Here is a 15,146-nt window from a genome sequence, read left to right on the forward strand (position 1 = left end):
GTCGGAACTGCCGGGGACCTTGAGGGCAAAAATTAGACTTAGGTCGCACGAAATTTGGCCGTCAATAAGCAATCAACGTCAGAAGCCTCTGAAAAATCAGCTCCCAACTCATTGTTTTTGAACGCTGTCAAAAACGTCAAAAATACTTTCAGGTCGAAAACCCGGATCAGGCCCCCATCCGACCAACAGTCGTTCCCCTACGCTGAGGTACATGAATCCACGGCACGGGGACCCTCCGATGGACAAGAAAAGCCAGCAGCGATCCGAGTTTGCCGAGGTGCTTTTTCGGCTGCGACATACGTTTTATTCGCTGGCCGGATTCAGTGGCGTCATTAACGTGCTGATGCTGGCCCCGGCCATCTACATGCTGCAGGTGTATGACCGGGCACTGGTCAGCAGCAACCTCACCACGCTGCTGATGCTGACCCTTCTGATGATAGGTTTGTACACCTTGCTGGCCATGCTGGAAGTGGTGCGTACCCGCGTGCTGATCCGGGTCGGCAACCGGCTGGACATGGCCCTGAACCGGCGTGTGTTTACTGCCGCGTTCGAGCGTAACTTGCAGCGTGCCGGCGGCAACCCGGCCCAGGCACTGCAAGACCTGGCACAGGTCCGGCAATTCCTGACCGGCAATGGGTTGTTCGCGTTCTTCGATGCGCCATGGACGCCTATTTACCTGTTCGTCGCCTACCTGATCCACCCCTTGCTCGGAATCGTCACCCTGTGCGGATCGCTGATCCTGGTGTCCCTGACCTGGCTCACCGAAGTCGCCACCAAAAAGCCGTTGGGCGAGGCGAACCTGGCGTCGCAAATCTCGGGCACGTTCGCCAACAACAATCTACGCAACGCCGAAGTCATCGAAGCCATGGGCATGCTGCCCGCCATCACCCAGCGCTGGTTCGGCAGCCACCTGCGGATTCTTGAAATGCAGACCCTGGCCTCCGACCGGGCGGCCTACATCAGTGGATTGGGGCGGTTCGTGCGGATCGCTCTGCAATCGTTGATCCTCGGCACCGGCGCCCTGCTGGCCATCGAAGGCTCGATCACCCCCGGCATGATGATCGCGTGCTCGATCCTCAGCGGTCGCGCACTGGCACCAGTAGAGCAACTGATCGGCGCCTGGAAGCAATTGCTCACCAGCCGCCGCGCCTGGTCGCGGCTCAAGCAACTGCTGCAAGAGTTTCCGCCCCGCGCCGATGCGATGAAACTGCAACGGCCACTGGGCATGCTCTCGGTCGAGCACTTGCACGCCGGGGCGCCGGGCATGAGTCAATCAATCATTCGCGGGCCGCACTTCAACCTGTCGCCGGGGGAATCGCTGGGCATCATCGGCCCGTCCGCGTCGGGCAAATCCACGTTGGCGCGCCTGCTGGTGGGCATCTGGCCGGCGCAAAGCGGCAAAGTACGGCTCGACGGCGTGGACGTCTATCTGTGGAACAAGGAAGAGCTCGGCCCCTGGGTCGGCTACCTGCCCCAGGACGTGGAGTTGTTCGAAGGCAGCATTGCCGACAACATCGCCCGTTTCGGCGACGTCGACAGTGACGCCGTGATCGTGGCGGCCAAACGGGCCGGCGTACACGACATGATCCTGCGGTTTGCCCACGGCTATGACACGACCCTGGATGTCGACGGCAACCCGCTGTCCGGAGGGCAACGCCAGCGCATCGGCCTGGCCCGTGCGTTGTACCGCGAGCCGTCGATCATCGTGCTCGATGAACCGAACGCCAACCTTGACGACGCCGGGGAAAAAGCCCTGATCGAGGTGCTGGAAGACCTCAAGTCCCGAGGGTGCACCACGGTGCTGATCAGCCACCGCCCGAGCATCCTCGGCACCGTCGACAAAGTCCTGATGCTGCGCGAAGGCAGCACGCAATTGTTCGGTCCCCGGGACGAAGTGTTTGCGGCATTGCGTCAAACCAGCGTGCTGCCGACGGTGGGCGCCCCGACCCTGTCAGCCGTTCGCGGGAGAGAATAAATGGGCGCGTTGAGTCTCGATCCGCGGGGCCAGGATGTGGTGCGCGCGGCGGCCAGTATCGATGTCGACGACCACCGCCTGGCACGTTGGGGCGTGTTGCTGGTGGTCCTCGGTTTTGGCGGATTTCTGCTCTGGTCCTGGCTGGCACCGCTGGACGCCGGCATCGTCGCCACTGCCACGGTCAAGGTCACCAGCAACCGCAAAACCATCCAGCACCTCACCGGCGGCAGTGTCGAAGCGATTCTGGTGCGCGAAGGTGACAGCGTCAGCAAGGATCAGGAGCTGGTTCGGCTCGACGCCACCCAGGCACGCTCGGAACAAGGGGTGGTGAATGCGCAGTACATCGCCACCAAAGCCATGGAAAACCGCCTTGAAGCGGAGCGCGATGGCGCGGCCGACGTGGTGTTCGACTCCGCCATGTTGCAGCGTTACGCGGGCAACGGTCATCTGAACGACGCCATCAGCCTGCAACGTCATCTTTTTGCCACGCGTCGCACCAGCCTTGAGGGCGAGATCGGCATCCTTCGCGAGTCACTCAACTCCGCCGAAGCGCAGATCAAAGGCTTGCAGCACATCTACGGTGCCCGGACGGCGCAGATCGGCTTTCTCAATCAGGAACTGGTTGGCGTCCGTCAACTCGCCGCCGAAGGCTATGTGCCCCGCAACCGGATGCTCGAACTGGAACGCACCGGTTCCGACCTCAATGCCTCCCAGGCCGACAACCTGAACAACATTGCCAAGGCGCGGGGCCAGGTCGCCGACATCAAGCTGCGCATCCTTCAGCGCGAGTACGACTACCGCAAGGAAGTGCAGTCGCTGCTGGCCGACGTTCAGAAAGAAAACAGTGCCCTCACCGATCGTTTGCAGGCGCTGGATTATCAAGTCCGGCACACGGTCATCCGCTCGCCCATCGACGGCGTTGTCCAGGGCCTGAACGTGTCGACCATCGGCGGCGTGATCGCTCCCGGTTTCAAGATCATGGAAATCGTGCCGGCCCACGAACCGTTGCAGATCGACGCGATGGTGCCGGTGCAAGCCATTGACCGGATGACGCCGGGCCTGCCCGTGACCATCTCATTCCCGGCGTTCAATCACGTGCAGACACCGAACATTCCGGGCCAGGTGCTGACCATTTCCGCCGACCGCCTGGTCAGCGACGACAACAAACAGCCCTATTACCTGGCGCAGATCGAAGTGACACCTGCCGGCATGACCCTGCTGGGCAGCAACCACATTCGCGCGGGCATGCCCGCCTCCGTCACCATCAAGACGGGTGAACGCAACATGCTGAGCTACCTGTTGAAACCCCTGCTCGACCGTGTCAACAGCGCCTTCAAGGAGCAGTGACGTGAACCGCGGACGAGGTTTTCTGAGTTTTGCAGCGTCGCTGTGCGTGGCGCAGTCGGCGGCCGCGCTGGATTTGCGCGAGTCCTGGAACTTGATGCAGTTTCAGGGACCGACCTACCTTTCCGCCGGTCACGAACGCGATGCCGCGCTGGAAAACCGCGCCATCGGTCAATCCGGCGTGCTGCCGAAAATTGGCATCACCGGCTTCGACAACCACATCAACGGCACACAAAAGCAACCGGATTTTCTCGGCAACAGCCACACCTACGACCTGAACTACAACGCGCGGGGCGCGACGCTTCAGCTGCGCCAACCGCTCTTCAACAAACAGAAAATGGCCGAATATCGCCAAGGCGAGTACCAGGCCGAGTACGGTGTGGCCGTGTTCGACGGCAAAGCGCAGGACGCGGCCGTGAAACTGGCCGGGCGCTACTTTGATGTACTGCTGGCCCACGAAACCGTGGCGCTGGCGACGGCCAAACTCAACTCCTTCAACGAACAAGTCGCCTCGACTCAACGACGCAAGGACCTGGGCGACGGCACCATCACTGACGTCGACGAAGCGGTGTCCCGTCGAGACCTGGCCCAGGCCGAGCTGATCGAAGCCGAGGACAGCGTGACCGTGGCCCGACGCCTGTTGCAGGAGTACCTCGGGCAAACACCCGATGAAATTGCCACACTGCAAGACACCTTCCCCACGCCACCTCTGCAACCGGACAATCTGCAGGAATGGATCATCCGTGCAGGTACCGACAGCCCCTCGATCCGTGCACGACGCTTGAACGTCAACACCGCCGACGAGGAAGTCGCCAAGGCCAAGGCCGGTCACTGGCCGACCCTTGATCTGGTGGTGGGATACACCGCTGCCGACAGCGAAACCCTGTCCACCCAAAACCAGCGCAACCGCTACTCTTCTGCCGGCCTGGAGTTGAACATTCCGTTGTACAGCGGCGGCTACGTCAGCGCCCGGGCGCGGCAAAGCGTTGCCACCCGGGATCAGGCCGAAGATGACCTGAATGCAACCCGGGAAGAAATCATCTCGGGAACCACCCGGGAGTTTCGCGGTGTACAAAGCGGCGAAGCGCGTATCCACGCGCTGGAGAAAGCGGTGAAGTCCAGCGAACGCTCGGTGGAGTCCTCGAAAAAAGGCTTCCTCGCGGGCAGCAGCACCAACGTCGACATTCTCAACGCCCAAGAACAGGTTTACACCGCCCGCCGCGACCTGTTCGAAGCCAAACTGCGTTACCTGCTGGCCAAGCTGCGGTTGGCGGCCAATGTCGGGGCATTGGGCGATGACGACATCGCCAGTGCCAATGCCTACCTGGGGCCGAAATTGTCGTTTTGAGCTGAAGGTTTTTTTGCCCAGACCAGCTGCAACAACCGCATGACCTCGGCATCCGAGGTCTGGGAAAAATCCATGTACCAATGCCCGATCGACATCAGCCTCTCCGGCATGATCGGGCACACCAGTTCATCGACCTCACTGCGCAACGCCTCGACCGTTTCGGGTGGCCCCACCGGCACCGCGACCACGATCCGGGCTGGCCCGTGCACCCGCACCGCCCGAATGGCCGCCATCATCGAAGCACCCGTCGCCAGGCCATCGTCGATCAGGATCACCACCTGATCCTTGAGCGGCACCGGCGCACGCGTCCCCCGGTAAACCTGCTCGCGCCTCCGCAGCTCCCGCGTCTCTCGTGCCACCACGGCATCGAACGCTGCCTTATCAATCGGCTGCGCCCGCAGCGCCTGTTGATTGAGAATCTGGATGCCGCCGCTGGCAATCGCGCCCATTGCGAACTCCTCGTGGGACGGCACGCCGAGCTTGCGCACCAGCATCAGGTCGAGGCGAACGTCCAGCGCCGTGGCCACTTCATACGCCACCGGCACGCCGCCTCGGGGCAAGGCGAGAACGATCACGTCCGGGCGACTGGCGTAGGCTTGCAACGGCGCCACCAGACGCCGCCCCGCCGCCGCTCGGTCCTGCAAAATCATGTGCGATGAGGGACTCATTTGAAAACCTCCTCAGGCGATCACGCCTGCCGGTTTCATTACGCAGTCCCGAGGAATTGTCGACCTGTGTGCGGCCGACAGCAAGCCGCTTGGCTTACACCAACCGTTCGATTCGCTGATGCCGCCAGACAAACCGGTAATACGCCGTCTGCAACGCCAGCATCCCCAGATACGCCACCGGAAACGCCATCCACACGCCCTGCAAACCGAAGTGCCCGTCCAGCACATACGCCACCGGCAACTGCACCAGCACCACGCAAAAAATCGACACCGCCATCGGCACCAACACCGTACCGCTGGCGCGCATGATGCCGCCGACAATCGCCTGGAAGCCAAATACCAACAAGCTCCAGAGCATGATGTGCAACAGGTGCTCGGCCATCGCCCGCGTCGAGTCATCAGTAAGGAACAGCCCCAACAACCAGTGCGACAACAGGTAACCCAACACCACCAATCCACCGGTCAGGCACACATTGATCAGCAGCCCCGTGCGCAAAATCGGTCCCATGCGCTCAAGGCGCCCTGCCCCAATCGCCTGAGCCCCGAGGATCGACGCCGTGATCGCAATCGACAGCGCCGGAAACTGCACGTAATTGACGATCTGCGTCACCGCCCCATACGCCGCCGTCGCCTGTGAACCGTGCTGGTTCACCAGCGCCAGAATCACCAATTCCGACACCGACAACACCACCATCTGTAACCCGGTCGGCAGACCGATGCGCAACACCTTGCCGAGAATCTCCCGGTCCAGCTTCATCGCCGCAAACATCTCCCGATCCGGCGCCAACGGATGCCCCTTGCGAATCAACCGCCACGCCAGCCACCCCATGGCCGACACGTTACCCGCCAACCCGGCATACGCCGCACTCTGAATCCCCATCATCGGCAACCCGAACCAACCGCGAATCAACGCCGGCGTCAGCGCCAAGCCGATACAGGTCGACACCACCAGCGCAATCAGCGGCGACACCGTATCGCTGACCCCGCGCAGCAGTTGTGTGAACAGCACGTAGACCAGCAGCGACGGCATGATCCACATCATCACGTGCGCGTAGGCCACGGCGTCGTCCAGCACATCGGCCGGCGTGCCCAACCCCTGCAACGCCGGTCGCGCGAACACGCTGCCGAGGACAGCAGCGGTCAGGCCGATCATTGCACCCAGCAGCAACGTCGTACCGGCGATGGTTTTCACCAGATGCGGTTCACGGGCACCCCACGCTTGGCCGATCAGCACACCCGCCCCCGCGCCGAGGCCGATGACCAGGGCAATGAAGAAGAAAACGATAGGGAACATGCCGGACACAGCGGCCAGGGATTGCGTGCCGAGCATTTGGCCGATGTAGATGCTGTTGACCGTGCCGGACATGGACTGGAGGAAGTTCGACAGGACCATTGGGGCGAGGAAAAGGAGGTAGGTTTTCCACAGGGGGATGGGTTGGGTGGGAGTTTGCATTGAGGGTCCGTCTCGGGTGTGGGCGCGGTTTGAGGATTCTACGCCACGCGAATTGAGCGCGGTGGATCGTTTCTCGACGAGGGTTTTCGACGGCTCCGGCATCCTCCCCGATGACAAAAGATGCGCATTACTGAATGCCTCAGCGACCGTTGATCAAAATAATGCCCAGCCTGTTATTTCTGACAGTAGACGCATTTATGAACGTTTTGGACTTCTCTTGCTACATGATCATTTCACAATAAAGAAGGATGAAATTTTGCTGGAAAGCAATGATCCTGATGCCCGCACGCTACACATGGAAGTCGTCAAGCGTCAGAATTTGCCGGAGGGGAAATTCACCCGTTGGCGCTTAAGCGGCGCCCAGAGCAATCAAGTCGAGGCACTCACCTTCTGTGGACGCATTTGCTATTAGGCAACCTCGAGTGGTGCAGCGCCCCCTTGTAACTGCAATAAGGCTGACTGCGATAAGGGTGACAGATCTGTTTTTTACCCAGTAGATCCGTCACCGCTTATCCAGCGTTGCTTCAGCGCACAGTGGTTAACGATCCTGTTTTTCAGGCCAACACAATGATCCAGCCCTACCCCACCCCGCCATGCAAAAGCACCCCGTACGATTGCAAAAACTCCACCGTGCCATGAAAGATCAAACCAACCCCCATGGCAGAGACAAAGAACCCGACAATGCGCGTGGCAGCATCAATGCCTTGCGGGCCGATCGTTTTGAGGATGACTTGAGCGTAAGCCAGTGACAGATACGTGGTGAACATCGTGGCGCAGATGGCCAGTGCCACGACGGCAAATGACAGCACCGCATGACTGGCGTCTTTGATGGTGCTGGTCAGTCCGATCACGGTGGCAATCGCACCGGGGCCAAACATGATGGGCATGGCCAGGGGGATGAATGACACATCCTGGTCGGTGTCGTGACCGCTGGGAATCAGGCTGCTGTTGGGGGTGGGAGCGAACAGCTCAAAACCGATCCGCATCAGAATCACCCCGCCGACCACCCGGATCATGCTCAGGGGTACGTCGAACAGACGCAGCAGCAGGTTGCCGAAAATCAGGAAAAAGAACATGAGCAGTAGCGCATAGAAGCAAGCTTTGCGCGCCACCCGACGGAGCTCGGCAACGTCCTTGCCTTGCAGCATACCCAGGAACACGGGAATCGCCTCCAGTGGGTTGATGATGGCCAATAACGTGGTAAACATGCCGACAAACAGGGTGACATACGAGTTCATGGCGCACCTTCGAGAAGAGACCGTGTTACATCACCTTAGCGGATGATGAGCAATGAGCTCGTTTCCAGCTCAATCTGGCGTTGCGACACAGGTGACGCTGGCTCAGACGAGGTCAGTCGATGGCTGACAACAATCTCGGATCGGGTCCTACATTTATCTCGGAAACCCTCACCTTGCTCGTCGTTACGATGAAGCTTATAGTCCGCCCCGTCGCCCACAATGGCGACCGGGTTTGGCGACCCGAGATACGAGTGCGAGGGCGTCCTGCTTATTTGCAGGCGTCATCGCATCCGCAAAATCGCAGTTCTATGGCGGTTGTGCGCGGGAGACCTTCGGGTCTGCCGGTTACTCGTTCCCGGTTCGCCAACCTGCGCACAACTGCCACCCTCATTCGTTTGGCGACGATCGGTTGGCAGTTTCAACCAACTGAACGAGACTTCATCTATGGAAAGATACATGCCCCTCACCGGAATCGACCTGATCCCGGCCTCCCTGCTTATCGACACGCAAGCCCCGCTCGACGTCCTGCAAGCCATGGCCGACTATCGCATCCGCATCGTCACCCAGGTGCTGGAGAACATCGCCTTCCGCGCCGAGCTAGGTTGCGACACGGTGGTGCTGTCAGACTTTTCCAAATTGCTGGCCATTCCGTTGCGCGATGGCTGTGACTTGATGGACGTGATCGGTCGACGTTTGCGCGCCCAGGTGGCGGAGTAAATGAAAACAGGCGCCTGAAGGGTTGTGAACGCGTTGGGTTTTCAGAACATCAGCCCGCCCGCCAGCGTCGAGACTTGCTCGATACATATGGATAACCGTATATTCGGCCAACCATATGTATCGAGCCGTGTCCATGCTGACCCCCGCCGTCGTATTCAAATGCCTCTCTGACGAAACCCGTGCGCGAGCCACGTTGCTCATCACCCGCGAGGGCGAGTTGTGCGTGTGCGAACTGGTCTGCGCGCTGGACGACAGTCAACCGAAAATCTCCCGCCATCTGGCGCAGCTCCGAGCGTTTGGCTTGCTGCTCGATCGGCGTCAGGGGCAGTGGGTTTATTACCGGCTCAATCCTGATTTGCCGGGTTGGGTGCGCACCCTTCTTGAAACCACACTGGCGGCCAACACCGCCTGGCTCGAGGAAAACAGCGCTCGACTCGATGCAATGGGGGATCGCCCGCTCAACACCACCGCCTGCTGCTGATTCTGTTCATCACCCTGGAGCCACCATGCGCGTCCTGTTTATGTGTACCGCCAATAGTTGCCGCAGCATCCTGTCCGAAGCGATGTTCAATCATCTTGCGCCGGACGGTTTCGAGGCTGTCAGCGCCGGCAGTTTCCCCAAAGGACAAGTGCTGCCGCGCAGCCTGACGACGCTGCAAGAAGCCGGAATTGCCATCGGCGGGTTAAGCAGCAAAGGCAACGACGCCTTCGAGGCTAACCCGCCGGCCATTGTGATCACCGTCTGCGACAAAGCTGCCGGAGAGGCGTGCCCGGTGTACTTCGGGCCGGCGCTGAAAGCCCATTGGGGACTGGAGGATCCTTCCGAGGTGAAGGGCGATGAGGCGGCCATCACCGCTGCCTTTCACTCGACCCTTGCGCGCATCGAAACGCGCTGCCTAGCCTTCCTCGCCCTGCCCTTCGCCGAACTTGATCGCGATGCGCTGAAGCGCGAACTCGACCGCATCAGCACCCTGTAACCGGAGCCCCCATGAGCCACCCACTGCCTAATCTCGACGCTTCTTTGATTGAGCCCATCGCCAACGATCACGACGGCCAGCACAAGCCGCGAATCCTGTTGTTGTACGGGTCGACCCGGGCACGGTCGTTCAGTCGGTTGTTGGTCGAAGAAGCCGCCCGCCTGCTCGAACACTTCGGTGCAGAGACGCGGATCTTCAATCCCTCGGGACTTCCGCTGCCGGACGATGCGCCCAATGACCACCCGAAAGTCCAGGAGCTGCTGGAGCTGATGCAATGGTCTGAAGGACAGGTCTGGTGTTCCCCCGAGCGCCACGGTTCCATGTCAGCCGTGTTCAAGGCGCAGATTGACTGGGTGCCGCTGGCGTTGGGCGCCGTTCGCCCGACCCAGGGGAAAACGCTTGCGGTGATGCAGGTCTGCGGTGGCTCCCAGTCGTTTAACGTGGTCAATCAGCTGCGCGTACTGGGGCGTTGGATGCGCATGTTCACGATCCCCAACCAGTCTTCCGTGCCCAAAGCCTTTCTGGAATTTGATGAGGGGAATCGCATGAAACCCTCCGCGCTGTACGACCGGGTGGTCGACGTCATGGAGGAGTTGGTGAAGTTTACGTTGCTATTGCGGGATCGCCCGGATCTGGTTGACCGTTATTCGGAACGCAAGGAGACGGCGCAAGAACTGAGTCAGCGGGTGAATCAGCGGTCGATTTGAAAGCCGGGATGCCACTGGTCGACGCGCCATTGATCTAAGGACTCGATTTATATAGTTTTGAATCTATAGATCAATTGAGGCTTGGCACATGGCAGTCCCCCTTCAGGAACAGGCATTCACCAAGAGCCAATGCGTCATAGGCTTGCGTGCAGCCGTGGGCATTCTCGAAAAATGGTCTGCCTCCAGCGAACAGGCCTGTCGCATCCTGCGTATTTCCCGCAGCACCTACACCCGCGCCCGGCAGCAAGACGCCAACTGGGCGGTGGCGCTGGACGCGGACCAGATGCAGCGCATCAGTTTTGTCCTCAACATCCACGCATCCTTGCGCCTGATTTTCGATAATCCGGAAAACGTCTACGGCTTTCCGTCGATGGCCAACGACAACGAGTTTTTCAATGGGCGCTCTCCGCTCGAAATCATGTCCCAAGGCGATATGATTTCGCTGTATGAAACCTTCCGGCGCATCGATGTGCTGCGGGGCGCGCAATGGTGAAGGTGAGCGAGCTGGCGGCGTTTGCCGGTGAGCGGTTAAATGCCTATCGACTGGTCAATTCGAAGTACCCGCCCATCTCACTGTTTGATGACGTGGCGGACGCGGACGAATTTGATGTGCTGTATCAGATACAGGCGCTGACCAATCCCCGGTTGCATAACGAAGTCGGTCGTCTTGAGTTGATTGCGCGGGACCAGATCCCGTTCGGCATTCCTGGCTGCTCTTACGCAATTGCGCCGTTTACCCACGTTAACCCGGCGGGCTCGCGGTTCAGCGATGGCAGTTTTGGGGTGTTGTACCTGGCAGACTCCATGGAAACTGCACTGGCTGAGGTGCGGCATCACCAGAGTTTGTATTGGTCGAATGTCCGCAACCTGAACTACGAGCGCTTTGTGTTCCGCGGGCTGTCCTGTGTTTTTGTCGACGTGGCAATGAAAGACGCGACGTCCATTGCGCTGACTGATCCTGTCTATTCGCCCGACGACTACGCGCATTCTCGCCAACTGGGCAGTTTGATCAAAAAAGCGCGTTGCCCCGGTATTCGTTACCACTCGGTGCGTATGCCAGGCAGTGACTGCTGGGCGCTGATGACGCCGCGACCGGTTACATCGATTGTTCAGACGGCTCATTACGAGATGGTCTGGAACGGGCAGATCACCAGTGTCAGCAAGATCAGTGAAGCGTGAATGCAGTCTGAAACGGGGGCTGCAGGCAACCATTGCCGGCATCGATAGTCACCATCGACCCAATGAAGTTCTCTTGAAAAATCCACGGCGTAACATCCGCTCCATACCAACCCATAAGCACCCTGGAGCACACCATCATGAAACGCCAAACCCTCATCGCTATCGCTTTCTCGGTTTTCGCAGTCAATGCTTTTGCTGCGACCTCTGCTCAACCGGTGGTCGCTGAAGGCGGCTCGGATCGCCTGATTGAAAGCCGTGTGGCTGAAGGGGGTTCGGATCGTTTGATCGAGAATCGTGTGGCTGCTGATGGCTCCGACCATCTGATGGAAAACCGCGTTGCCGCTGATGGCTCCGACCATCTGATGGAAAACCGCGTAGCCGCTGATGGCTCCGACCATCTGATGGAAAACCGCGTTGCCGAAGGTGGTTCTGACCGTCTGATCGAAAGCCGCGCTGCATAAATGCATGGCTTTACCGCGGGACTCAATGAAAAGCCCGGCCTGATCAGCCGGGCTTTTTTGTGAGCTGTTTTTAGTGCACTCGCGACGCGGGCGTTGTACATGTATCGCTGATAACCATTAGGTCAACTCGGCACGCCGCATGAACCACACTGAAACCTTCGCCAAAATCCTGCTCGGCCCCTTGCTGATCATGCAGGGTATTTACACCCGGAAAGTAACGCCCAGGCTGCCGGAAGCCGAAGGTGAACGTCAGGGCATGGCCGGCAGCGGTGCGGCCTTGCGGTTGTTGATTGTGGGCGACAGCGCCGCCGCTGGCGTTGGGGCATCGACTCAGGACGACGCACTCAGCGGCCAACTGGTCAGCCAGTTGGCCAATGATTACCACGTGTCCTGGACACTCTGGGCCAGGTCCGGGCTTGATTCGCAGGCGCTGCTGACGTTGCTCGACGACCACACTCCAGAGTCTTTCGATGTGGCGCTGGTATCTATAGGCGTCAACGATGTCACCAGCACATTGGCGGTTGACGAGTGGGTCGCTCGACAGCATCGATTGATTGGACTGCTGCGCGATAAGTACGCGGTAAAGCAGATCGTGCTGTCCCCGCTTCCACCCATGCACCTGTTTCCCGCGCTGCCACAACCGCTGCGTTGGTACCTGGGACTCAGGGCCAGCGCATTCAACACACGCCTTGCCGAGCTGGCTGAGCGAATCGATCACTGCACGTTGCTGACAACCCGCTTGGCCCCCGTGAATGGCTCGATGGCACGGGATGGCTTCCATCCGGGTCCTGCGATATACAGTCAGTGGGCGGACGATGTGGCGGCGGTCATCGGCCAACGCTTTCGCAAAAACACGCCCCTCGACATTGCACAACCCACAATAAAAATACAGGAGTAGAAAATGTCTGAATTGAACCTGCACCCCAACGCGGCGGCGTCCTTGAAACAATGGCACGAGATGATCCGCACGTCGGACTTGAGCACCCTGCCCGGTTTGCTAGACCCGCAAGCCGTGTTCCGCTCGCCGATGGCGCACACGCCCTATCCGGGTGCGGCGGTGGTTTCGATGATTCTCAACACCGTGGTTAACGTGTTCGAGGACTTCGCTTACCACCGTGAACTGACAACGGCAGATGGTTTGAACGTCGTCCTGGAGTTCAGCGCCAATGTCGGCGGGAAACAGTTGAAAGGCATCGACATGATCCGCTTCAACGAGGCCGGGAAAATCGTCGAGTTTGAGGTAATGGTCCGACCGTTAAGCGGTTTGCAAGCCTTGGGCGAGCAAATGGGACAGCGCCTGGGGGCTTATCTGGCGGCCAGTAAAGGCTGATCCTATCGCTTGCACGTTCAGTGCTTACCACGGTTTGAACGCCCGAAACTCTAGTTCCGCGCGGTGATTTCACCGCGCGCGATGACCCATTGCCGACGTCGATAGTCACCATCAATTCAATGAAGTTCTCTTAAAAAATCCGCGGCGTAACATCGGCTCCATACCAACCCATAAGCACCCCGGAGCACACCGCCATGAAACGCCAGACCCTTCTCGCTATCGTTCTCTCGGTTTTCGCTGTTAACGCTTTTGCCGCGACATCTACTCAACCTGTCGTCGCTGAAGGTGGCTCGGATCGCCTGATTGAAAGCCGCGTGGCTGAAGGGGGTTCGGATCGTCTGATTGAAAACCGTGTAGCGGCTGATGGCTCCGATCGTCTGATCGAAAACCGTGTAGCGGCTGATGGCTCTGATCGTCTGATCGAAAACCGCGTAGCCGCTGATGGCTCCGACCGACTGATGCAAAACCGCGTCGCTGAAGGTGGTGCTGACCGTCTGATCAAGTATCGCGCGGCATGAATGAATAGCCCTCACGCAGCACTCATGGAAAAGCCCGGCCTGACCCGCCGGGCTTTTTCATGCACAAAATAAATCAGCCCCCACTTAAAGCCTCAGCCACACCTGTGGTAAATAAGACAAAATTGTGAATTCTGCGCTCAAGGAGATTTGCCCATGCTCCATTTGCCACGCCTGCCACAACTGCTGACCTGCGCCTTGTTCGGTATCTTCGCCTGCGGTGCCCAGGCCGGTACGCCCTCTCCGGCACCCGCTAGCTTGTTGCCGCTGCTGGTGACGATCAACGAGCGCTTGAACATTGCTGACCTGGTGGCGTTGACCAAATGGGACAGCGGCAAACCGATTCAAGATACGGCCCGGGAAACCCATATCATCGACAACGCCAGGAAGATGGCCGTGAGCCGTAAACTGGATCTGGATGAGGTTGCCGAGTTGACGGCCGCACAAATTGAAGCCAACAAACTGGTGCAGTACGGCCTGCTGGCTCAATGGCTCGCAGCGGACAAAGCGCCGGACACCCCACGGCCAGACCTCGTCAATCAAATCCGGCCACGGCTGGATGAACTGCAAAACCGTCTGCTGGAGCAGTACGCCGACTTCGCGCCCTATCGCGATGATCCCAACTGCCCGGGCTGGCTGGGGTCCGAGCGAGCCAGGCTGATCAAGGATCAATTGCACGGCCAAGCCCTGATCCGCGCGACCGGGGAGCTGTGTATCGCGGCGCAATGACCCGGCATTGTCCGAGTTGATGCAACCATTGCCGGCATCGATAGTCACCATTGACCCAATGAAGTTCTCTTAAAAAATCCACGGCGTAACATCCGCTCCATACCAACCCATAAACACCTTGGAGCACACCATCATGAAACGCCAAACCCTCATCGCTATCGCTTTCTCGGTTTTCGCAGTCAATGCTTTTGCCGCGACCTCTGCCCAACCTGTGGTCGCTGAAGGCGGCTCGGATCGTCTGATTGAAAGCCGTGTGGCTGCTGATGGCTCGGATCGTCTGATCGAGAATCGTGTGGCTGCTGATGGCTCGGATCGTCTGATTGAGAATCGTGTGGCTGCTGACGGCTCGGATCGTCTGATCGAAAACCGCGTTGCCGCTGATGGCTCCGATCGTCTGATGCAGAACCGCGTTGCCGAAGGTGGTTCTGACCGCCTGATCGAAAGCCGCGCTGCATAAATGCAGGGTTTAACCGCGGTACTCAATGAAAAGCCCGGCCTGATCAGC

19 protein-coding genes are annotated in these 15,146 nt (G+C 59.3%); 16 read left to right on the plus strand and 3 right to left on the minus strand.

The genetic code is table 11. The annotated features are described in order from the left end of the window. The first annotated feature begins 238 nt into the window (after positions 1–238). From NL116_RS18510 to NL116_RS18520, 3 genes are read left to right on the plus strand one after another with little or no spacing between them, the layout of a single operon-like run. On the plus strand, positions 239–1,975 hold the full coding sequence (locus NL116_RS18510; protein WP_494373446.1) for a type I secretion system permease/ATPase: 1,737 nt from the start codon (positions 239–241) through the stop codon (positions 1,973–1,975). Beyond that, positions 1,976–3,322 carry an HlyD family type I secretion periplasmic adaptor subunit gene (locus tag NL116_RS18515; protein WP_494373447.1) on the plus strand — a complete coding sequence of 449 codons (1,347 nt, stop codon included), beginning with the start codon at positions 1,976–1,978 and terminating at the stop codon, positions 3,320–3,322. A 1-nt stretch (position 3,323) separates the two neighbouring features. Further along, positions 3,324–4,667, plus strand: a complete 1,344-nt coding sequence (locus NL116_RS18520) for a TolC family outer membrane protein (protein WP_494373448.1) — start codon at positions 3,324–3,326, stop codon at positions 4,665–4,667. Here NL116_RS18520 and NL116_RS18525 read toward each other — a convergent pair. Together NL116_RS18525 and NL116_RS18530 are read right to left on the minus strand one after the other, a co-directional pair. Then, positions 4,640–5,335 carry a phosphoribosyltransferase gene (locus tag NL116_RS18525; RefSeq protein ID WP_494373449.1) on the minus strand — a complete coding sequence of 232 codons (696 nt, stop codon included), beginning with the start codon at positions 5,333–5,335 and terminating at the stop codon, positions 4,640–4,642. The genes NL116_RS18520 and NL116_RS18525 overlap by 28 nt on opposite strands. 94 nt (positions 5,336–5,429) lie before the next feature. After that, positions 5,430–6,788 carry an MATE family efflux transporter gene (locus NL116_RS18530; RefSeq protein ID WP_494373450.1) on the minus strand — a complete coding sequence of 453 codons (1,359 nt, stop codon included), beginning with the start codon at positions 6,786–6,788 and terminating at the stop codon, positions 5,430–5,432. Positions 6,789–6,849: 61 nt separating this feature from the next. Here NL116_RS18530 and NL116_RS18535 point away from each other — a divergent pair, with 61 nt between their 5' ends. Beyond that, a complete protein-coding gene (locus NL116_RS18535; RefSeq protein WP_494373451.1) occupies positions 6,850–7,200 on the plus strand; it encodes a hypothetical protein in 351 nt (116 codons plus the stop codon). Positions 7,201–7,366: 166 nt separating this feature from the next. Here the strand turns inward: NL116_RS18535 and NL116_RS18540 are convergent, their stop codons facing one another. Next, positions 7,367–8,026, minus strand: a complete 660-nt coding sequence (locus NL116_RS18540; protein ID WP_494373452.1) for a MarC family protein — start codon at positions 8,024–8,026, stop codon at positions 7,367–7,369. A 444-nt stretch (positions 8,027–8,470) separates the two neighbouring features. Here NL116_RS18540 and NL116_RS18545 point away from each other — a divergent pair, with 444 nt between their 5' ends. From NL116_RS18545 to NL116_RS18600, 12 genes are all read left to right on the plus strand, one after another. Then, complete coding sequence (locus NL116_RS18545) at positions 8,471–8,743, plus strand: hypothetical protein (protein ID WP_494373453.1); 273 nt, start codon at positions 8,471–8,473, stop codon at positions 8,741–8,743. Between the two features lie 133 nt (positions 8,744–8,876). Then, positions 8,877–9,224 carry a metalloregulator ArsR/SmtB family transcription factor gene (locus tag NL116_RS18550; RefSeq protein ID WP_494373454.1) on the plus strand — a complete coding sequence of 116 codons (348 nt, stop codon included), beginning with the start codon at positions 8,877–8,879 and terminating at the stop codon, positions 9,222–9,224. A 25-nt stretch (positions 9,225–9,249) separates the two neighbouring features. Beyond that, entirely contained in the window at positions 9,250–9,720 is a 471-nt protein-coding gene (locus NL116_RS18555) for an arsenate reductase ArsC (RefSeq protein WP_494373455.1), read from the plus strand. A gap of 11 nt (positions 9,721–9,731) precedes the next feature. Beyond that, on the plus strand, positions 9,732–10,427 hold the full coding sequence (gene arsH, locus NL116_RS18560) for an arsenical resistance protein ArsH (RefSeq protein ID WP_027924612.1): 696 nt from the start codon (positions 9,732–9,734) through the stop codon (positions 10,425–10,427). Positions 10,428–10,515: 88 nt separating this feature from the next. Next, complete coding sequence (locus NL116_RS18565; RefSeq protein WP_494373456.1) at positions 10,516–10,920, plus strand: antitoxin Xre-like helix-turn-helix domain-containing protein; 405 nt, start codon at positions 10,516–10,518, stop codon at positions 10,918–10,920. After that, positions 10,914–11,606 (plus strand): RES family NAD+ phosphorylase, encoded by a 693-nt coding sequence (locus tag NL116_RS18570; RefSeq protein ID WP_494373457.1) that lies wholly within the window; start codon positions 10,914–10,916, stop codon positions 11,604–11,606. The genes NL116_RS18565 and NL116_RS18570 overlap by 7 nt, the downstream gene beginning before the upstream one ends. A 137-nt stretch (positions 11,607–11,743) precedes the next feature. Then, on the plus strand, positions 11,744–12,067 hold the full coding sequence (locus NL116_RS18575) for a hypothetical protein (protein ID WP_494373458.1): 324 nt from the start codon (positions 11,744–11,746) through the stop codon (positions 12,065–12,067). A gap of 139 nt (positions 12,068–12,206) precedes the next feature. After that, positions 12,207–12,965 (plus strand): SGNH/GDSL hydrolase family protein, encoded by a 759-nt coding sequence (locus NL116_RS18580; protein ID WP_494373459.1) that lies wholly within the window; start codon positions 12,207–12,209, stop codon positions 12,963–12,965. 3 nt (positions 12,966–12,968) lie between these two features. Further along, complete coding sequence (locus NL116_RS18585; RefSeq protein ID WP_494373460.1) at positions 12,969–13,397, plus strand: nuclear transport factor 2 family protein; 429 nt, start codon at positions 12,969–12,971, stop codon at positions 13,395–13,397. A 194-nt stretch (positions 13,398–13,591) separates the two neighbouring features. After that, entirely contained in the window at positions 13,592–13,915 is a 324-nt protein-coding gene (locus tag NL116_RS18590; RefSeq protein ID WP_494373461.1) for a hypothetical protein, read from the plus strand. A gap of 153 nt (positions 13,916–14,068) precedes the next feature. After that, on the plus strand, positions 14,069–14,641 hold the full coding sequence (locus tag NL116_RS18595) for a chorismate mutase (RefSeq protein ID WP_494373462.1): 573 nt from the start codon (positions 14,069–14,071) through the stop codon (positions 14,639–14,641). Positions 14,642–14,774: 133 nt separating this feature from the next. Continuing rightward, positions 14,775–15,098, plus strand: coding sequence for a hypothetical protein (locus NL116_RS18600; RefSeq protein ID WP_494373463.1), 324 nt, complete (start codon positions 14,775–14,777; stop codon positions 15,096–15,098). The last annotated feature ends 48 nt before the right edge of the window (positions 15,099–15,146 follow it).

It is taken from the genome of Pseudomonas sp. FBCC-B1667 (assembly GCF_059133255.1).